General features: G+C 71.0%; 19 protein-coding genes. 6 read left to right on the forward strand and 13 right to left on the reverse strand.

Annotated elements, in window-relative coordinates; all coding sequences use genetic code 11:
• Positions 1-7 precede the first annotated feature (7 nt).
• From dxs to petA, 10 genes are all read right to left on the reverse strand, one after another.
• Positions 8-1924 (reverse strand): 1-deoxy-D-xylulose-5-phosphate synthase, encoded by a 1917-nt coding sequence (dxs, locus tag JUB11_RS02910; RefSeq protein ID WP_207456033.1) that lies wholly within the window; start codon positions 1922-1924, stop codon positions 8-10.
• 17 nt (positions 1925-1941) lie between these two features.
• On the reverse strand, positions 1942-2826 hold the full coding sequence (locus tag JUB11_RS02915) for a polyprenyl synthetase family protein (RefSeq protein ID WP_207456034.1): 885 nt from the start codon (positions 2824-2826) through the stop codon (positions 1942-1944).
• A 25-nt stretch (positions 2827-2851) separates the two neighbouring features.
• A complete protein-coding gene (locus JUB11_RS02920) occupies positions 2852-3106 on the reverse strand; it encodes an exodeoxyribonuclease VII small subunit (protein ID WP_207456377.1) in 255 nt (84 codons plus the stop codon).
• Positions 3107-3278: 172 nt separating this feature from the next.
• The gene (locus JUB11_RS02925) at positions 3279-4211 is read right to left on the reverse strand and encodes a histone deacetylase family protein (protein WP_207456035.1); all 933 of its coding nucleotides are present in this window, start codon (positions 4209-4211) and stop codon (positions 3279-3281) included.
• Positions 4212-4314: 103 nt separating this feature from the next.
• Positions 4315-4542 carry a sulfurtransferase TusA family protein gene (locus tag JUB11_RS02930; RefSeq protein ID WP_207456036.1) on the reverse strand — a complete coding sequence of 76 codons (228 nt, stop codon included), beginning with the start codon at positions 4540-4542 and terminating at the stop codon, positions 4315-4317.
• On the reverse strand, positions 4539-4958 hold the full coding sequence (locus tag JUB11_RS02935; protein WP_207456037.1) for a DUF423 domain-containing protein: 420 nt from the start codon (positions 4956-4958) through the stop codon (positions 4539-4541). Before JUB11_RS02935 ends, JUB11_RS02930 begins: the two co-directional genes overlap by 4 nt.
• An 88-nt stretch (positions 4959-5046) precedes the next feature.
• On the reverse strand, positions 5047-5598 hold the full coding sequence (locus JUB11_RS02940; RefSeq protein WP_207456038.1) for a DUF924 family protein: 552 nt from the start codon (positions 5596-5598) through the stop codon (positions 5047-5049).
• 102 nt (positions 5599-5700) lie between these two features.
• Positions 5701-6462, reverse strand: a complete 762-nt coding sequence (locus JUB11_RS02945; protein ID WP_207456039.1) for a cytochrome c1 — start codon at positions 6460-6462, stop codon at positions 5701-5703.
• Complete coding sequence (locus JUB11_RS02950; protein WP_207456040.1) at positions 6462-7694, reverse strand: cytochrome b/b6; 1233 nt, start codon at positions 7692-7694, stop codon at positions 6462-6464. Before JUB11_RS02950 ends, JUB11_RS02945 begins: the two co-directional genes overlap by 1 nt.
• Before the next feature lie 28 nt (positions 7695-7722).
• Positions 7723-8292 carry a ubiquinol-cytochrome c reductase iron-sulfur subunit gene (gene petA / locus JUB11_RS02955; protein WP_207456041.1) on the reverse strand — a complete coding sequence of 190 codons (570 nt, stop codon included), beginning with the start codon at positions 8290-8292 and terminating at the stop codon, positions 7723-7725.
• 266 nt (positions 8293-8558) lie between these two features.
• Between petA and JUB11_RS02960 the strand changes: the two genes are divergently transcribed.
• Complete coding sequence (locus tag JUB11_RS02960; RefSeq protein WP_207456042.1) at positions 8559-9011, forward strand: tRNA (cytidine(34)-2'-O)-methyltransferase; 453 nt, start codon at positions 8559-8561, stop codon at positions 9009-9011.
• A 14-nt stretch (positions 9012-9025) separates the two neighbouring features.
• Positions 9026-9895: an oxygen-dependent coproporphyrinogen oxidase gene (gene hemF / locus JUB11_RS02965; RefSeq protein WP_207456044.1), complete on the forward strand. Its 870-nt coding sequence runs from the start codon at positions 9026-9028 to the stop codon at positions 9893-9895.
• Positions 9896-9903: 8 nt separating this feature from the next.
• On the opposite strand, the gene JUB11_RS02970 is transcribed toward hemF, so the two are convergent.
• The 3 genes from JUB11_RS02970 to JUB11_RS02980 form a co-directional block, all read right to left on the reverse strand.
• A complete protein-coding gene (locus tag JUB11_RS02970; protein ID WP_207456047.1) occupies positions 9904-11148 on the reverse strand; it encodes a CCA tRNA nucleotidyltransferase in 1245 nt (414 codons plus the stop codon).
• Positions 11149-11222: 74 nt separating this feature from the next.
• Positions 11223-11906: a CoA pyrophosphatase gene (locus JUB11_RS02975; protein ID WP_247886809.1), complete on the reverse strand. Its 684-nt coding sequence runs from the start codon at positions 11904-11906 to the stop codon at positions 11223-11225.
• The gene (locus tag JUB11_RS02980; RefSeq protein ID WP_247886823.1) at positions 11903-12424 is read right to left on the reverse strand and encodes a DUF1285 domain-containing protein; all 522 of its coding nucleotides are present in this window, start codon (positions 12422-12424) and stop codon (positions 11903-11905) included. The genes JUB11_RS02975 and JUB11_RS02980 overlap by 4 nt, the downstream gene beginning before the upstream one ends.
• A gap of 224 nt (positions 12425-12648) precedes the next feature.
• Between JUB11_RS02980 and JUB11_RS02985 the strand changes: the two genes are divergently transcribed.
• From JUB11_RS02985 to JUB11_RS03000, 4 genes are all read left to right on the forward strand, one after another.
• Positions 12649-13614 (forward strand): MoxR family ATPase, encoded by a 966-nt coding sequence (locus JUB11_RS02985; protein WP_207456384.1) that lies wholly within the window; start codon positions 12649-12651, stop codon positions 13612-13614.
• A gap of 11 nt (positions 13615-13625) precedes the next feature.
• The gene (locus JUB11_RS02990; protein WP_207456050.1) at positions 13626-14567 is read left to right on the forward strand and encodes a DUF58 domain-containing protein; all 942 of its coding nucleotides are present in this window, start codon (positions 13626-13628) and stop codon (positions 14565-14567) included.
• 98 nt (positions 14568-14665) lie between these two features.
• Positions 14666-17407, forward strand: a complete 2742-nt coding sequence (locus tag JUB11_RS02995) for a DUF4159 domain-containing protein (RefSeq protein ID WP_207456051.1) — start codon at positions 14666-14668, stop codon at positions 17405-17407.
• Positions 17407-19494: a hypothetical protein gene (locus tag JUB11_RS03000; protein ID WP_207456052.1), complete on the forward strand. Its 2088-nt coding sequence runs from the start codon at positions 17407-17409 to the stop codon at positions 19492-19494. Before JUB11_RS02995 ends, JUB11_RS03000 begins: the two co-directional genes overlap by 1 nt.
• The last annotated feature ends 35 nt before the right edge of the window (positions 19495-19529 follow it).

The raw sequence follows: 19529 nt of genomic DNA on the forward strand, positions 1-19529 counted from the left end.
GCCGCCGTCAGGCGCGGACCGCCGCGGCCTCCAGCCCCAGGGCCTGGAGCGCCGTCGCGACGATGCCGCGCGCGTTGAGCCCCGTCCGCTCGTACTGCTTGGCCGGCGAGTCATGGTCCAGGAACACGTCCGGCAGCACCATCGGCCGGATCTTCAGCCCGTTGTCCAGCAGGCCGGCGGTGGCGAGATACTGCAGCACGAAGCTGCCGAACCCGCCGACGGAGCCCTCCTCGATGGTGATCAGCACCTCATGCTCCAGCGCGAGGCGGCGCACGAGATCCTGGTCCAGCGGCTTGGCAAAGCGGGCGTCGGCCACGGTGGTGGACAGGCCCCGCGCACCCAGCTCCGCCGCCGCCCGGCGGCATTCGGCCAGCCGCGTGCCGTAGCTGAGGATGGCGACCTTCGTGCCTTCCTGGACGATGCGCCCCTTGCCGATCTCCAGCACGCTGCCGCGTTCCGGCAGCTCGATCCCGATGCCTTCGCCGCGCGGGTAGCGCAGGGCCGAAGGCCGGTCCTCGATGGCCGCGGAGGTCGCGACCATGTGCATCAGCTCCAGCTCGTCCGCCGCCGCCATCAGCACGATGTCGGGCAGGCAGCCGAGATAGGCGATGTCGAAGGAGCCGGCGTGGCTCGCCCCGTCCGCGCCGACGAGGCCGGCGCGGTCGATGGCGAAGCGCACCGGCAGGTGCTGCAGCACCACGTCATGGATAACCTGGTCGTAGCCGCGCTGGAGGAAGGTGGAATAGAGCGCGCAGAAGGGCTTGTAGCCCTCCGTTGCCAGGCCGGCGGCGAAGGTCACGGCGTGCTGCTCCGCGATGCCGACGTCGAAGCAGCGGTCGGGGAAGCGCTCGCCGAACAGGTCGAGCCCGGTGCCCGAGGGCATGGCCGCCGTGATGCCGACGATGGTCGGATCGGCCGCGGCCTCCGCGATCAGGGCGTTGGCGAAGACGCGGGTGTAGGTCGGGGCGTTCGACTGCGGCTTGGACTGGGCGCCGGTGATGACGTCGAACTTGGCGACCGCGTGCAGCTTGTCGGCCGAGGCCTCCGCCGGGGCGTAGCCCTTGCCCTTCTTGGTGACGACGTGGATAAGGACCGGCTTGTCGCCTTCGGCGTCGCGCACGTTCTGGAGGACCGGCAGGAGATGGTCCAGATTGTGTCCGTCGATGGGGCCGACATAGTAGAAGCCCATCTCCTCGAACAGCGTGCCCCCGGTGACGAGGCCGCGCGCGTATTCCTCCGCCCGGCGGGCGGCGGTGCGCAGGGGGCGCGGAAGCTGGTCGGCGATGTCCTTCGCCAGATGGCGCAGGGACAGGTAGGGCTTGGAGGAGATCAGCCGCGACAGGTAGGCGCTCATCGAGCCGACGGGCGGCGCGATGGACATGTCGTTGTCGTTCAGGATGACGATGAGGCGCGAATTGGTGGAGCCCGCGTTGTTCATGGCCTCGTAGGCCATGCCGGCGCTCATCGAACCGTCGCCGATCACGGCGACGACATGGTTCTTCTTGCCCTTCAGCTCGCTCGCCACCGCCATGCCGAGCCCGGCGGAGATGGAGGTGGAGCTATGGCCGGCGCCGAAAGGATCGTAAACGCTCTCCGACCGCTTGGTGAAGCCCGACAGCCCACCGCCCATGCGCAGCGTGCGGATGCGGTCGCGCCGGCCGGTCAGGATCTTGTGCGGGTAGCACTGGTGGCCGACATCCCAGATGAGCCGGTCATCCGGCGTGTCGAAGACGTAATGCAGGGCCACCGTCAGCTCGACCACGCCCAGCCCGGCACCGAGATGCCCGCCGGTGACGGACACGGCGTCGATGGTCTCGGTGCGCAGCTCGTCGGCGAGCTGGCGCAGGTTCTCCTGCGGCAGCGCGCGCAGGTCGGCGGGCTCCTGCACGAGGTCGAGAAGCGGCGTCTTGCTGGTGGCGGTCACGAGTGTTCGTCCTCCCTTCAGGCGCGCCGCGCGACGACGAAGTCGGCAACGGCCTTCAACATATCGGCACGGCCCTCGAAGATCTCCAGGTGCTCGGCGGCCTGGCGCGCCAGCATTTCCGCCTGCGCGCGGGCGCGGTCGCGGCCCAGGATGGACACGAAGGTGGCCTTTCCGGCCTGCGCGTCGCGCCCGACCGCCTTGCCGGTCTCCGCTTCCGTCCCCTCGACGTCCAGCAGGTCGTCGGCGATCTGGAAGGCGAGGCCGAGGTCATGGGCGTAGGCGCGCAGGGCATGGTGCTGCGGCGGCGAGGCCTTGCCGAGGATGGCGCCGGCCTCGCTGGAAAAGGCGATCAGTTCGCCGGTCTTCATGCGCTGCAGGCGGGTCGTCGTGCCGAGATCGAAGGTCTCGTGCTCGGCGATGAGGTCGAGCATCTGTCCGCCCACCATGCCCTGCGGCCCGGCCGCCCTGGCGAGTGCGGCGACGAGCTGGCAGCGGACGTTCGGGTCCTCGTGCGTCGCGGGATCGGCCAGCAGCTCGAAGGCGTAGGTCAGCAGGCCGTCGCCCGCCAGGATCGCGGTGGCCTCGTCGAACTGCCGGTGCACCGTCGGGCGGCCGCGCCGCGTCGTGCCGTCGTCCATCGCCGGCAGGTCGTCATGGATCAGCGAATAGCAGTGGACCAGCTCGACCGCCACGGCGACGCGCAGCGCGCAGTCCGGGTTGACGCCGAACAGGCTCGACGACTGCATCACCAGGAAGGGGCGCAGCCGCTTGCCGCCGCCGAGGCTGCCGTAGCGCATCGCCTCGAACAGCGGCGCCTCGGGCAGGTCGGTGACGGGCACCAGCCGGGCGATGGCCTGCTCCAGCAGGTCGGCCATTTCGGCCATGGCGTTCTTGAGGGTCATCGGGTTCCCGGAATCCGTCGGCACGTCAGTCGATCCGGGCGGGTTCGGTGCCGAGCGTTCCGTCGGCGGCCACGGTGATGCGGTCGATCTTGGCCTGGGCCTCGCGCAGCTTTGCCTCGCAATGGCGCTTCAGCGCCGTGCCCCGCTCGTATGAGGCGATGGACTCGTCCAGCTTGCCGCGCCCTTCCTCGAGCTGGCGCACGATGCGCTCCAGCTCGGCCAGGGCGTCCTCGAAACTGAGGGCGGCGACGTCGGGGGGGATCTGTGCGAACTCGGCCATCATCGAACCATGGGTGAAAAGAGTTCCCGAAAGTATGACCACGCGCGGGCATGCGCAAGGCTCGCGGCGGACGTATGACCGGGCAAGCGGGGGCGCACGCCTCTGCCGGGCGGGGTAAGCCGGGCGGCGCAGCCATCGGCCTAAGGTACGGCGCGCACCGGCGACAGCACGGTCAGGCGCACATCAGCTCGCGCACATGCGCCACGCTGGCCGAGGCCAGTGCGCGCAGGTTGTAGCCGCCCTCCAGCACCGACACGATGCGGCCGCCGCAATGGAGGCGGGCGAGATCGGCCAGCTTGCGCGTGGCCCAGGCGAAATCCTCGTCGGTCAGGTGCAGGTCGGCCAGCGGGTCGCGCGAATGGGCGTCGAAACCGGCGGAGATCATCAGCAGGTCCGGCCGGAAGGCATCGATGGCCGGGAGGATGCGTTCGGTCATGGCGTGCCGGAACTCCGGCGACCCGGCGAGCGCCGGCAGCGGCGCGTTCACGCAGTTGCCGAAGGCGCCCCGCTCCCGCGCGTCGTCCCCGGTCCAGGGAAAGAGGGCGGCCTGGTGGGTCGAGCAATAGAGCAGGTCCGGATCCCGCCGCACCAGGTCCTGCGTGCCGTTGCCGTGGTGGACGTCGAAGTCCAGGATGGCGACCCGCTTCAGCCCGTGCGCGGCGCGCGCGTGGTGCGCCCCGATCACGACGTTGTTGAACAGGCAGAAGCCCATGATCCGGTCGTGCTCGGCGTGGTGCCCCGGCGGGCGGACGGCGCAGAAGGCGTTGCGGACATGGCCGGCGGCCACGGCGTCCACGGCCGCCACCACGGCCCCGGCCGCGCGCAGGGCCGCCTCTCCCGAGCCGCGCGACAGGATGGTGTCGTCATCCACCCCGACATGCCCATCCTCCGGGATCAGGGACAGAACATGCTCGATGTGGTCGCGGGAATGGGCGCGCGCGATCTGCTCCAGCGTGGCGCGCGGCGCCTCCTGCCGTTCGAGGAGGTGGAACTCCTCCGCCTCCAGGGCGGCGAGCACGGCGCGCAGCCGGTCGGCGCATTCCGGATGGCCTTCCCCGGTGTCGTGCTCCAGGCAGGCCGGGTGCGTGAACAGCATGGTGAACATTGTTTGATCGTTCCGCGGAGCGTTTCCCCGCCGGCATTCTTCCCGGAACGGCACTGAAAGTACAGGAGGATTCCCGCCACGCGGGCATCCCCGGCGGGCCGTGTCAGGCCCGCCGCTCGATGACGAAGCGGTAGACGCCCGCCTCTTCCCCGCTTGACAGGAGCGCGTTGCCCGAGGCTTCGCAGAAGGCCGCGAAATCCTTGGGCGCGCTCGGGTCGGTCGCCTCGACCGTCAGCCGGTCGCCGACGGCCGCCGCCTTCAGCGCCTTGCGCGCGCGCAGGACCGGCAGCGGGCATTGCAGTCCCTTGGCGTCGAGATGATGCTCGTTCATGTCCGGTCTCCCTCGAAGCGGTGGCCGCCACGGGCGGCGGGCAGGACGGCCGCGACCGCCAGCAGCAGCCAGCCGGCCATCAGCGCGGTCCCGCCGAGCGGCGCGGTCGAGCCGACGGGTGGCGTGGCACCGCTGCCCAGCATGTAAAGCGTCCCGCTGAACAGGACGACTCCCGCCACGAACAGCCAGCCGGCCAGCCGCAGGGCGAGGCGCTGCGCACCCGCCGCCCGCCCGGCCAGCAGGACCGCCCCGACCAGCGCCAGTGCGTGCCACATCTGGTACTGCCCGGCGGTGCGGAACAGCTCCTGCGCGCGCGGATCGCCGGCCAGCCCGTGACTGGCGTAGGCGCCGGCGCCGACGGCGACCCCGCCGTTCAGCGCCGCGAAAACAATCCAGAACCGGTCCACCAGACCCATGCCCGTTCCCTTCCTCCACTCACCGGCGCGACCATAGCCAATCGCCGCCGGCTGGAACAGGGGCGCGGGGTCGCACCCATCGGAGGGATCAGAAGGACGAGTTCGGCTCCGACAGGAAGGCGATCTCGTCGGGCGTGCTCGCGCGGCCCAGAATGGCGTTGCGGTGCGGGAATCGGCCGAAGCGCTGGATGATCTCCAGGTGGCGCTCGGCGTAGAGCACGGAGTCCGGCTCGGCGACCCGGTCGCGGAACAGCGCCACGGAGCGGCGCTGACTCTCCATGTCCTCGTGATGCTCGAAGGGCAGATAGAGGAAGACCCGTTCGGCCGGGTCGAAGTCCATGTCCATGCCGGCGGCGACGGCGTGCGCCGCGACGGCGCGGGCCTTTTCGTCGGTGGCGAAGGCGCGCGGGGTTCCCCGGAACATGTTGCGCGGCGCCTGGTCGAGCAGGATGCAGAGCGCCAGGCAGCCGTCCGCCTCCTCCATCCAGTGATCGAGGGCGCCGGACGCCGCGGCCTCGTGCGGGGCCAGCAGCCGGTCCGTGACGGCGCGGTCGAAGCTGTCCGACCGCTGGAACCAGTAGGGCTTGCTGGTCTCGTCGAACCAGAAGCGGATCACCTCGTCGATCAGGCTGTCGTCCATGGGCGCTCCTTCACCGTCGCACCCCAATAACGGAACAGGGCGCCCGAAGGCGCCCTGTCCGTCACGATTTTCCGCGAAGCGGCGATCTCCCGGCGATGCCGGTCAGTGGATCGTGCTCCAGAGACGGCGCTTGACGGCGTACATCAGGCCGGCCAGCACGATCAGGAACAGGATCACCTTCACGCCCATCTGCTTGCGGGCATCCAGGTGCGGCTCCGCGGCGAAGGTCAGGAAGACCGAGACGTCGTGCGCCTGCTGCTCCACCGTCGCTGCCGTGCCGTCGGAGTAGGTCACCCCGTCCGGAACCAGCACATTGGGCATGCCGACCTGATGGCCGGGGAAGTACTTGTTGTAGTTCATGCCCGGCATCAGGTTCACGCCCTCGGGCGGGTCCTCGAAGCCGGTCAGGAACGCATAGATGTAGTTCTCGCCGCCGACGCGGGCCTTCGCCATCAGCGACAGGTCCGGCGGAAGCGCGCCGCCGTTCGACGCGCGGGCCGCGTTGTCGTTCGGGAACGGGCTCGGGAAGCGGTCGGCCGGGATGCCCGGCCGCATGAACATCTCGCCCTCGTCGTTCGGGCCGGCCTGCACCTCATAGCCGGCGGCGAGCGCCTTCAGCTCGTCCTCGGTGAAGCCGATGCCCGCCAGCGTGCGGATGGGGACCAGATGCATGGAGTGGCAGGCGGCGCAGACCTCCTTGTAGACCTGGAAGCCGCGCTGGGCCGACGGCTTGTCGATGGTGCCGAAGACACCGTCATGCGACCAGTCCTGCGAGGGAATGTGGACGCCCTCCGCCGCCTGGGCGGCGCCGGCCAGACCCAGGGCGAAGGCCGCGGAAAGGATTGCAGACTTCAACGCGCGCATCACGCCTTCTCCTTGGGCTTCAGAACGGCTTCGCTGATGCTGGCCGGCAGCGGCAGCGGACGCTCCAGCTTGCCCAGAACAGGCAGCAGAATCAGGAAGTGGAAGAAGTAATAGGCGGTGCCGAGACGGGCCAGCCACAGCCACAGCCCCTCGGCCGGCATTGCGCCGGCATAGCCGAGCAGCAGGGCGTCGAGCGCGAGCAGCCAGAAGAAGATCCGGTAGATCGGGCGGAACTTCGTGCTGCGCACCTTGGAGGTGTCGAGCCACGGCAGGACGGCCAGAACGGCGATGGCGCCGAACATGGCGAGAACGCCGCCCAGCTTGTCCGGGATCGCGCGCAGGATCGCGTAGAAGGGCAGGAAGTACCATTCCGGAACGATGTGCGCCGGGGTCACCAGCGGGTTGGCCGGGATGTAGTTGTCCGGATGGCCGAGGTAGTTCGGGGCGAAGAAGACGAAGGCCGCGAAGAAGATGAAGAACACGACGACCGCGAAGCCGTCCTTGATCGTGACGTACGGGTTGAACGGCACGGTGTCCTGCGGGCCCTTCGGGTCGATGCCCAGCGGGTTGTTCGAACCGGACACGTGCAGCGCCGCGGTGTGCAGGATGACGAGCGCGAACAGCACGAACGGCAGCAGGAAGTGCAGCGCGAAGAAGCGGTTCAGCGTCGGGTTGTCGACCGAGAAGCCGCCCCACAGCCAGGTCACGATCGGGTCGCCGATGATTGGGAAGGCCGAGAAGAGGTTCGTGATGACGGTGGCGCCCCAGAAGCTCATCTGACCCCAGGGCAGAACGTAGCCCATGAAGCCGGTCGCCATCATGACGAGCAGGATGATCACGCCGAGGATCCACAGGATCTCGCGCGGCGCCTTGTAGGAGCCGTAATAGAGGCCGCGGAACATGTGGATGTAGACGGCGATGAAGAACATCGACGCGCCGTTGGCGTGCACGTAGCGCAGCAGCCAGCCGTAGTTGACGTCGCGCATGATGCGCTCGACCGACTCGAAGGCGACCTGCGTGTTGGCCGCGTACTGCATCGCCAGGAACAGGCCGGTCAGGATCATCACGATCAGCATGACCATGGCGATGGCACCGAACGCCCACAGATAGTTGACGTTCCGGGGCATCGGATACTGGTTGTACTCGTGATCCAGCATCGTGAAGATCGGCAGGCGGCTGTCGATCCAGTTCACGACCGGATTCTTGAACTTGGGCGTGTGAGCCTGAGCCATTCTTGGGGTCTCCAGAACCTAGGGCCGCTTAGCCGAGCCGGATCGCGGTGTCGCCCGTGAAGGCATACTGCGGAATGACCAGGTTGGCGGGAGCCGGGCCCTTGCGGATACGCCCAGCGCTGTCGTAGTGCGAACCGTGGCAAGGGCAGAACCAGCCGTCGAAGTCGCCCTTCGGATCGGCGGGCTTCTGCCCCAGCGGCACGCAGCCGAGGTGCGTGCAGATGCCGATCATGACCAGCCATTCCGGCTTCACGACACGCTCGGAATCGGGAGCCGGGTCGGGCAGGTCGCCGAGATTGACGGACTGCGCCTCCTGGATTTCCTTCTCCGTGCGGTGCCGGATGAAGACCGGCTTGCCACGCCAGGTGACGGTGATCGCCTGGCCGACCTCGACCGGTGCCAGATCGACGTCGATGGAGGCCAGCGCCAGCGTGTCGGCGGCGGGGTTCATGCTGTCGATGAAGGGCCACGCCACGGAACCGAGGCCCACGACCCCGGCGCCGGCGGTGACCAGGTACAGGAAGTCGCGGCGGTTCGTACCGTCACCGCCATGGGCCCCATGGGCACCCGTCCCGGGCGGATGCGTGGTATCAGCCATAAGCTCTTCTCTCCTCAAGCATACGCAGCGCGACAAGGCGCCGGATGACACGTTTGATCGTCCACGAACACGATTTGACGAGCCTGTCCGCCGTTAGGGTAAATCCGGGCACGCCGCGTCGGCCGGGGTGTGGGCCCCGATGATTCCGGGTGGGGTATACCGCCGCGCCACAGCCTTGAAAAGGTTTGTCTGCGGGCAGAGTGTCGCACCGTGAAATAGGGCACCCGCTGTTGCCCGGAATCATCGTCTGACAGGAGGACCGTTGCATGCGTCTCGTGCTCTTCGAACCGGACATCCCGCAGAACGCGGGCGCCATGATGCGGATGGCCGCGGGACTCGGGGTGCCCATGGACCTGATCGAACCCTGCGGCTTCGTCCTCGACGACCGTCGGCTGCGGCGGGCGGGCATGGACTATCTCGACCAGCTCGACCTCACCCGGCACAGCAGCTGGGCCGCCTACGCGCAGGCCACGCACCAGGGGCGGCTGGTGCTGTTGACAACGCGCGGGGCCATTCCCTACACCGACTTCGCCTTCGCGCCCCAGGACCGCATCCTGGTCGGCCGCGAGAGCGCCGGCGTTCCCGAGGCCGTGCACGAGGCGGCCGATGTCCGTCTCGTCATCCCGCTGAAGCCGCCGGCGCGTTCCCTTAATGTTGCACTCAGCGCGGCGATGGTGCTGGGTGAAGCGCTGCGACAGAGTGCCGCAGCCACCCCATAGAGAGACGCCCGCCCATGCCGACCGTCCCCACCGAGGAGCAGAAGGCCCGCGCGACCGCCTGGTTCGCCGAGCTGCGCGACCGGATCTGCGCCGCCTTCGAAGCGATCGAGGACGAGCTGACCGGCACCCACTCCGACATGGCTCCCGGCCGCTTCGAACGCAAGGCCTGGACCCGCCCGGACCATGGCGGCGGCGAGGGCGGCGGCGGCACCATGGCGATCATGAAGGGCCGGGTGTTCGAGAAGGTCGGAGTGAACATCTCCACCGTGCACGGCACCTTCAGCCCGGAATTCCGGGGCAACATCACCGGCGCGGGCGAGGACGGCCGGTTCTGGGCGGCGGGGATCAGCCTCGTGGCGCACATGCGCTCGCCGCTGGTGCCGGCCACCCACATGAACACGCGCCACATCGTCACCAGCGTCGGCTGGTTCGGCGGCGGCGCGGACCTCACCCCGATGGTGCCGGACGAGGGGGACACCGCCGACTTCCACGGCGCGCTCCGGGGTGCCTGCGACGCGCACGACCCGGCCTACTACCCGAAATACAAGGAGTGGTGCGACCGCTACTTCTTCCTGCCGCACCGCAACGAGACGCGCGGCGTGGGCGGCATCTTCTACGACAACCTCGACAGCGGGAGCTGGGACGACGACTTCGCCTTCACCCGCGACGTCGGGCTGGCCTTCCTGGACGTCTACCCGAAGCTGGTCCGCCGCCACATGAACCGCCCCTGGACGCCGGAGCAGCGCGAGCACCAGCTCGTCCGCCGCGGCCGCTATGTGGAGTTCAACCTGCTCTACGACCGCGGCACGACCTTCGGGCTGAAAACCGGCGGCAACGTGGAGGCCATCCTCATGAGCATGCCTCCCGAGGTGAAGTGGCCGTAACCCCGAATTCAGGCCTGAGCGGCGAGTTGCCGTGCCCGTTCCAGACAGGCCTCCCGGCCGGGCCGGAAATCCTCGGCGATCCACCACTCCTCCGCGCGCTTCAGCAGGGCGCCGAGCCCCGGGCCGGGCTTGAGGCCGAGCGCCAGCAGGTCCCGTCCGGCGACGGGGAAGCGCAGGGACGGCAGTTCGTCCGCCGTGGCGAGCGCCGCCCGCACCCCGTCGAGCGCCAGCGGCCCCGGCGCCCCGGCGGCCGACAGCAGCACGAGGTCCCGGTACAGCCCGGCATCGCCCAGCCGGTAGAGCGCGTGGCGGCGCCTGGGTTCGTCGTCCATCGAATTTATGGCCTGCGGTGGCTCGGCCAGGGCGGCGAGGCGGTCGCGGTCCGCGTTGGACAGGCGCAGCCTTTCGGCGGCGGCGAGCGCCCCGGCCCGATCCACCGCGAGCGCGGCGGCAAGCCGGCGCAGAGGGTCGGCGGGTTCGCCCAGCGCCCTCTCCAGCCGGACGAGGCCGTCGAGCCGCCCGGTGTTCGTGGCGTTCGGCAGCAGATGCTCCATCACCCCGGCCCCGATCATCAGCCGCCAGACCGGTGCCGGGTCGGCCGCCGTCAGCAGCCGCAGGGTCTCGGCCTGGAGCCGTTCGCCCGAGAGGGCCGGCAGGAGCGGCGCCAGCTCGGCGCAGGCCTCCAGCGCTTCCGCCTCCGGCTCGCCCCGGCCGTAATGGGCGTGGAAGCGGAAGAAGCGCAGGAGGCGCAGCACGTCCTCCCGGATGCGGGTGCGCGGGTCGCCGACGAAGCGGACGCGGCCCGCCGCCATGTCCTCGATCCCCCCGAAAGGGTCGTGGACCGTGCCGTCCGGCGCGCAGCTCAGCGCGTTCATGGTCAAGTCGCGCCGCGCCGCGTCCTCCGTCCAGTCGTCGGTGAAGGCGACCAACGCGTGACGCCCGTAGCTTTCCACGTCGCGGCGCAGGGTGGTGATCTCGAAGGGCACGCGGTTGACGAGCGCCGTGACGGTGCCGTGCGCCAGCCCCGTGGGGATCGCCCTAACGCCGGCAGTATTCAGCAGCTCCATCACCCGCTCCGGCGGGGCGGGCGATGCGATGTCGATGTCCTTGACCGCACGGCCGAGCCAGCCGTCGCGCACGCAGCCGCCGACGAAGCGTGCTTCCACGCCCCCGGCGGCGAGGGCGGCGAGCACGGCGCGCGTCTCGGGCGCGGTCATCCAGGGCTGCGGGTCGAGGCGGGCGGTGCGGATCATGGCGCGAAGGCTAGCCCGGCGGCCGGGCCGATGCCAATGGGTTCAAGTGGCCTGGGGCTTTAGGGCATGCAGCTTCAGGGCGTGTCGCCCACCGGCTCCCCGCCCAGTGACTCATCGCCGAGCGGCCCAGCGGACAGCACGTCGCGCAGGTTCACCAGCATGCCGGCGGTCGCTCCCCAGATGTAGCGCTGCTGGTAAGGGAAGGCATAGAAGAAGCGTTCCCGCCCCTTGAACTCGCGGCTGTGGCGCTGCGGGTTGGCCGGATCGAGGATGACGGCCAGCGGCACCTCGAACACCTCGGCCACCTCGGTCGGGTCGGGCCTCAGCTCGAAAGGCGGGTGGACGAGCCCGACCACCGGCGTCACCTGGAAGCCCGTGCTGGTCACGTAGGTGTCCAGCCGCCCGAGGATCTCCACGGAGCCGCGGGCCAGCCCGATCTCCTCCAGCGTCTCGCGGAGCGCCGTCTCCTCGGGGGAGGCGTCCTCCGGCTCCCGCCGGCCGCCGGGGAAGCTGATCTGCCCGGCATGGGCGGACAGGGTCGCGGTGCGCTGGGTGAAGATGACCGTCACCCCCTCCGGCCGGTCCACCAGCGGCACCAGCACGGCGGCCTCGCGCAGGCTGTCCGGGGGCGCCGAACTCGGGTTCAGGTCATGGTCGCCGCGGATCTTAGCGGCGGCGGTCAGCTCCGCCTCGTCGGCGACGTGCAGGCTGGCGGCGGCGCTGCCGGGAAAGCGGCGGCGCACCTCGTCCAGCGTCAATCGCCAGGCAGCCTGCCCAGCGCGAAGAAGGTCTTGTTGCTCCATACTCCCACCTCAGCCTCGGCATCTTCACCCTTCGGCACGGCGCGGTCCACCAATTCATAGAAGACGGACCGCAGGATGCGCGCTTCCAGCCCTTTCCTGATCTCGACATAAGGGGCAGGCTCGCCCGTTTCGGGATTGTGGACGACCCGGATGGGGTGGTCCGGCCCGGCCTCGGCCCAGTCGTCCAGGTTGGTGCGGAAGGCCAGGACCTGCTCCTCCCCTTCCCCGCGCGCCGTCATCTCCACGGCGACGAAGGGCGCGTCCTCCACCAGGATCCGCCCGCGCTCGGCGGGGGTGATCAACCAGTAATCGCCGGCGTCGTCGCGCCGCAGCACCGTGGCGAACAGCTTCGCCAGCTCGATCCGGCGGATCGGCTCGCCCTCATGGTGCCAGGTGCCGTCGCGGGCGATGCGTATGTCGTAGGCCTCCTCCGTCGGCCCGAACGGCAGGGCCGCGGGTCCTTCCGACGGCATCGTACCACTTGCCCGCTTGCCAACGCCCTCTCCGTCACCGACCTTCATCATGCCGCCCTCCGGTACCAGCCGGGGGATCCGCTGGCAGGGCGGATCGTTCCCGCGGCGCAACGTAATTTCGCCACAGTCGTCACATAGGTCCGTAAAGCCGGATTTTGAATGGGAGTAGAGACGTGAGCGCCACCGACCTCACCCGCCCCGCGCCTGAGAACCCCCATCAGCTGATGGCCGAGATCGAGGCGCTCGGCGGCCGTCTGGCCACGGTGCGCGAGCGCATCGGGCGCGTCATCTTCGGCCAGCAGGAGGTGATCAACCTGACTCTGATCACGCTTCTGGCCGGCGGTCACGTTTTGTTGATCGGCGTTCCGGGCCTTGCCAAGACCCGCCTGGTGGAGACGCTGGGCAAGGTGCTGGGCATGGAGGAGAAGCGCATCCAGTGCACGCCCGACCTGATGCCCGCCGACATCCTGGGCTCCGAGGTGCTGGAGGAGGATGAGAGCGGCCGCCGCTCCTTCCGCTTCATCCCGGGCCCGGTGTTCAGCCAGCTGCTGATGGCCGACGAGATCAACCGCGCCAGCCCGCGCACCCAATCCGCCCTGCTCCAGGCGATGCAGGAGCGCCGCGTGTCGGTCGGCGGCCAGTACCATGACCTGCCCGCCCCCTTCCACGTGCTGGCGACCCAGAACCCGCTGGAGCAGGAAGGCACCTACCCGCTGCCCGAGGCGCAGCTCGACCGCTTCCTGATGCAGGTCGAGGTGGTCTATCCGGACCGCGACGCCGAACGGCGCATGATGATCGCGACGACGGGGTCCACCGACGAGCAGGCGGTGACGGTGCTCACCCCCGCCGACCTCCAGGCCGCCCAGCGGCTGGTGCGCCGCGTGCCGGTCGGCGAGAGCGTGGTGGAGGGCATCCTCGACCTCGTCCGCCGCGGCCGTCCGGAGACCAGCGACCTGCCCGAAGTGCAGCGCCACGTCGCCTGGGGCCCCGGCCCGCGCGCCAGCCAGGCCCTGATGCTGGCGGCCCGCGCCCGCGCGGTGCTGGACGGCCGCATCGCCCCGTCGCTCGACGACGTGGTGGCGCTCGCCAAGCCCATCCTGCGCCACCGCATGGCGCTGAACTTCGCGGCCCGCGCCGACGGCATCACGCTGGACGACGTCATCGACCGCCTCTGCGCGCCGCTCGCGTGAGGGCGCGGGGCATGGCGTCCTCCAACACCGGCCAGCCCGGAACGGGCCAAGCGCGGGCCGGGACGGCCCAGGCAACCGAATCCCTGCGCACGCGCCAGCGGGCGGAGGGGCTGGCCTCCACCCTGCCGCCGCTGCTGGTCGCGGCGGAGCGCGTCGCCTCCACCGTCGCGCAGGGCGTGCACGGGCGGCGGCGCGTCGGGCTGGGCGAGACCTTCTGGCAGTTCCGCCGCTACCAGCCGGGCGATTCGCCGACCATGATCGACTGGAAGCAGTCGGCCAAGACCCAGCCCGTCTATGTGCGGGAGAAGGAGTGGGAGGCCGCGCAGAGCGTCTGGCTGTGGCGCGACCGCTCGCCCTCCATGGACTACCGTTCCGCCCCCGGGCTGCCGACCAAGCGCGAGCGCGCCGACCTGCTGGTTCTCGCCACCTCGGTGCTGCTGGTGCGCGGCGGGGAACGGGTGGCGCTGCTGAATTCCGGCGCCCGGCCGGACCATGGCCGCCACGCGCTGGACCGCATGACCAACCTGCTGACCGATCCGCGCGCGGCCAGTGCCCCCGATCCCCTGCCCCGGCCGGAGCCGCTGCCCCGCCACGCCCAGGTGGTGCTGTACGGCGACCTGCTGTCACCCCTGCCGGAGATCCACGCCACCGTATCGGCCCTGGCCGGACGGGGGCTGCGCGGCCATCTGGTCCAGGTGCTCGACCCGGCGGAGGAAACCTTGCCCTTCGACGGGCGCGTCGAGTTCGAGGGGCTGGAGGGCGAGGACGAGCTGCTGGTGCCGCGCGTGGAGGCGGTGCGGCAGGCCTATCTGGAGCGGCTGCACGCACACCGGGACGGGCTGGCGGCGCTGGCGCGCACGGCGGGCTGGAGCTTCGCCACCCACCGCACCGACCGGCCGCCGCAGGCTGCACTGCTCGCCCTCTGGGGCGCCCTCGCCCAGGCGCCGGTCTAGCCGGTGCGGGGGACCGGTTCGAGCGCTTGCGCCGGGGCCATCGAGGGCACAGGTGAAGATTTCGCGCGCTGGACGCAACCTATGACGCTGGAACGCTGATGCTGGGCTTGGGACCGTTCGCCTTCGCCGCACCCTGGGTGCTCGCCGCCCTGGTGGTGCTGCCCGCCCTGTGGTGGCTGCTGCGGGTCACCCCGCCGGCACCCCGCGTGGTCCGCTTCCCCGCGATCCGGCTGCTGCGCGACCTCACGGCACCCGAGGAAACGCCGGCCCGCACCCCCTGGTGGCTGCTCCTGCTGCGGCTGCTGGCCGCGGCGCTGCTGATCCTGGCGCTCGCCGGCCCGCTGCTGAACCCCCGCGCGGCGCTGCCGGGCGGCGGGCCGCTCCTGCTGGTGGTGGACAACGGCTGGGCCGCCGGGCGCGACTGGCCCGCCCGCCGTCAGGCCATGGAGGAGCTGGTCGGTCAGGCCGAGCGGCAGAACCGCAACGTCATCCTCCTGCCGACGGCACCGTCGGCGAGCGGCGAAAAGCTCCAGGCGACGGCATCCCTGCCGCCGGTCGAGGCCCGCCGCATCATCCAGGCCATGGAGCCCCTGCCCTGGCCGGCCAACCGCGCCGCGGCGCTGGAAGCCGTGCGCGCCTTGAGGCCCGAAGGGGCCCTGCACGCTGTGTGGCTGTCCGACGGCCTTGGCGACGCCTCGGCCGCCGCCCTGGCCGAGGCGCTGCAGCGGCTGGGCTCGGCCGAGCTGCTGGACGACCTGAACCGCGTGCCGGCCCATCTGCTGCTGCCCCCGGCCATGGAGGATTCGGCGCTGATCGCCCGCGTCGCGCGGGCCGACGCCACGCGTCCGGAACCGGTGACCGTGCGGCTTTCGGCCGACGACGGGCGGCTGCTGACGCGGCAGACCGCCGCCTTCGAGCCGGGCCAGAAGATCCGCGACATCCGGCTGGAGATCCCGAGCGAGCTGCGCAACGAGGCGGCGAGCCTGCGGGTGGAGAACGACACCACCGCCGGAGCCACCGTGCTGCTCGACGAGCGCTGGCGGCGGCGCCCGGTCGGGCTCGTCTCCGGCCGTGCCGAGGGAGAGACCCAGCCGCTGCTGTCCGACCTGCACTACCTGGAACGGGCGCTGGCGCCCTACAACGAGGTGCGGCGCGGCGGCACGCTCGAACTTCTGGAACGCGACCTGTCCGTGCTGATCCTGTCCGATGTCGGCTCCCTGACCGGAGAGGAGGCGGAGCAGGCCGAGGAATGGGTGAGGGAGGGTGGCGTGCTGCTGCGCTTCGCCGGGCCGCGGCTGGCCCAGAACGCCGACACGCTGGTCCCGGTGCGGCTGCGCATCGGCGACCGCGCGCTGGGCGGGGCGCTGTCCTGGTCCGAGGCGGCGCGGCTCCAGCCCTTCGACGCCAAGAGCCCCTTCCACGGGTTGCGCATCCCGGACGACGTGACGGTCAGCCGGCAGGTGCTGGCCGAGCCCTCGCTCGACCTCGCGGACCGGAGCTGGGCACGGCTGGCCGACGGGTCGCCGCTGGTGACCGCCGAGAAGCGCGGCGACGGCTGGATCGTGCTGGTCCACACCAGCGCCAGCCCGGACTGGTCGAACCTGCCCATCTCGGGCCTGTTCGTGGACATGCTGCGGCGTGTCGCGGCCTTGAGCAGCGGCGTCGCCGGCAGCGGGCGCGCCGTGGCGCTGGAACCGTTGGAGCTGCTGGACGGCTATGGCCGGCTGGTGCCGCCGCCAGCCACGGCCTTCCCCATCCAGGGCGACGCCGCCCCGGCGGAGCTGATCGGGCCGCGCCATCCGCCGGGCTTCTACGGCACCGACGATTCGCGCCAGGCCCTGAACCTCAGCGCCGCCGTGACCGCCATCGAGCCCTTGGGCGGCCTGCCGCCGGGCATCGCCCGGTCGAGCTTCGGCGGGCGCGGGGAGATCGCGCTGAAGCCTTCGCTGCTTGGCTTCGCGCTGGCGCTTCTCACCATCGACCTGCTGATCGCGCTGGCGTTGCGCGGGCTGCTCGGCCGCTGGGGCGGGCGCCGGCGGGCCGGTGCCGCAGCCGCGGCAATCTTGCTGGCCGCCAGCTCCCTCGCCGCCTTCGCCGTTCCGTCGCGGCCGGCCCTGGCCGACGATGCCCGCGCGGTCGAGGTGACGGCGGAAACCTACCTCGCCTATGTGCAGACCGGCGACGCCACGGTGGACAACCTGTCCCGCGCGGGGCTGGAGGGGCTGGTGGACGTGCTGACCCGGCGTACGGCGGTGGAGGCAGCCGGCGCCCGGGCGGTGAACCTGGAAACCGACGAGCTGGCCTTCTTCCCGCTGCTCTACTGGCCGGTGTCGCAGGGCCAGGCGGCGCTGAGCGACCAAGCGCGCGGACGCGTGAACGATTACCTGCGCAACGGCGGCACCATCCTGTTCGACACGCGCGACCGCGGCACCGGCATGGGCCTGAGCGGCGGAGGCGGCAGCCAGTCGCTCCAGCGGCTGGTTCAGGGCATCGACGTGCCGGCGCTGGCGCCCGTGCCGCCCGATCATGTGCTGACCAAGTCCTTCTACCTGCTGAACGACTTCCCCGGCCGCTACGCCGGCGGCGAGCTGTGGATCGAGGCGCGCGAGGGGCAGGCGAACGACGGCGTCTCGCCGGTCATCATCGGCAGCAACGACTGGGCCGCCGCCTGGGCGGTCGATCAGGCCGGCCGGCCTATGTACGCGGCCGTGCCCGGCGGCGAGCGCCAGCGCGAGATGGCCTACCGCTTCGGCGTCAACGTCGTGGTCTATGCGCTGACCGGCAACTACAAGGCCGATCAGGTTCATGTCCCCTCGATTCTGGAAAGGCTCGGCCAGTGATGTTCGAAGGGACCTCGATCGCCTTCGCCCCGCTTCTGCCCTGGGCGATTCTGCTGCCCTTGCTGGCGCTGGCGCTGGCGGTGGTGGCGCTGGCGCTGTTCCGGCGCGCGCGGGGCACGCTGCTGCGCCTCGCCGCCGTCGCGGTGCTCGCCGTGGCGCTGCTCAACCCCTCGCTGGTGAACGAGAAGCGCGACCCGATCAAGGACGTGGCGGTGGTGGTGGTGGACGCCTCCCCCAGCCAGAACATCGGGGAGCGGCGGGCCCGCGCCGAACGGGCACTGGCCGATCTGACCGAGCGGCTGAAGGCCTTCGACGACCTGGAAGTGCGCGTCGTGCGGGCCGGGGCCGAGGCCGGCGGCGCCATCAACGAGACGCACCTGTTCGAGGCGCTGGCCGCCGCCACTTCCGACGTGCCGCGCCGCCGGCTGGCCGGCGCGGTGCTGATCACGGACGGCCAGGTGCACGACGTGCCGGAGAACGTCGCCAAGCTGGCCGAGGGCGGGCCGGTCCACACGCTGCTGACCGGCAACCGCGAGGAAGGCGACCGCCGCCTCGCCATCGTGCAGGCGCCCGCCTACGGCATCGTCGGCAAGCCGGTGGAGCTGACCCTGCGGGTGGACGACATGCCCGGCCGGCAGGCGGACACCGCCAGCGTCACGATGCGCCAGGACGGCGGCGCCCCGACGACGGCGCGGGTGCCCGTGGGCCGTGACTTCACGCTGGATCTGCCCGTCTCGCACGGCGGGCAGAACGTGCTGGAGATCGAGGTGGAGGCGGCGGGTCAGGAGCTGACGCTCGCCAACAACCGCGCGGCCGTGGTGGTCAACGGCGTGCGCGACCGGCTGCGCGTGCTGCTGGTGTCGGGCGAGCCGCACGCCGGCGAGCGCACCTGGCGCAACCTGTTGAAGGCCGACCCCTCGGTCGATCTCGTCCATTTCACCATCCTGCGCCCGCCCGAGAAGCAGGACGGAACCCCGATCCGCGAGCTGTCGCTGATCGCCTTCCCTATCCGCGAGCTGTTCGAGGTGAAGCTCGACGAGTTCGACCTGATCATCTTCGACCGCTACCGCCGGCGCGGCGTGCTGCCGCAGATGTATCTGGAGAACATCGCCCAGTATGTGCGCAACGGCGGCGCCCTGCTGGAGACGTCGGGCCAGGGATACGCAACGCCGCTGTCCCTGTTCCGCACCCCGCTCGGCGACGTGCTGCCGGCCGAGCCGACCGGCGAGACCCTCGACCAGCCCTTCCGCCCGAAGGTGACCGAACTGGGTCGCCGCCACCCGGTGACCAGCGGCCTGCCCGGCGACCGCCCCGACGGCGAGCCGAGCTGGGGACGCTGGTTCCACCAGGTGGAGGTCCTGCCGGGCGAGGGTTCCGTCGTCATGGAGGGTGCGCAGGGCAGCCCGCTGCTGGTGCTCCAGCGCGTCGGCGAGGGGCGCGTGGCGCAGCTCGCGTCCGACCAGATCTGGCTGTGGAGCCGCGGCTTCGAGGGCGGCGGCCCGCAGGCGGAGCTGCTGCGCCGGCTCGCCCACTGGCTGATGAAGGAGCCGGAACTGGAGGAGAACGACCTCCGCGCCCGCGTGGACGGCAGCCGCATCACGGTGGAGCGCCGCTCCCTGGAGCCCGATCCGCGTTCCGTCACCCTGACCACCCCGTCCGACGAGACGCGGACGCTGGAGATGACGGCAAGCCAGGGCGGCCTCACCAGCGCCACCGTGCTGGCGGGCGAGCCCGGCATCTACCGCGTCACGGACGGCGAGCGCACCGCTCTGGCCGTGGTGGGTGCGGTGAACCCGCCGGAGCTGGCCGACGTGCGCTCCACCGGCGACAAGCTCGCCCCCGTGGCCGAGGCGACCCGCGGCGGCATCCAGTGGATTGCCGACACCGAAAGCGGCCCCCGCCCCGGCGTGGAGGTCCGCCGCACCCGCCCCGACCGCGACCAGTCCGGCAACGGCTGGATCGGCCTGCGCGCCAACGGCGACTATGTCGTCACCGGCGTGACCGAAGTCCCCCTGCTGCCTGTCGCCGCCGTCCTGGCGCTGGCGCTGGGCGCCCTTCTGCTTGCCTGGCGCCGGGAGGGCAAATAGGCGAAAAAGGGGTGTTGCAGCCGGCCGGCTTTCCG

It is taken from the genome of Azospirillum sp. SYSU D00513, assembly GCF_017356015.1.
Classification (GTDB): Bacteria; Pseudomonadota; Alphaproteobacteria; order Azospirillales; family Azospirillaceae; genus Azospirillum.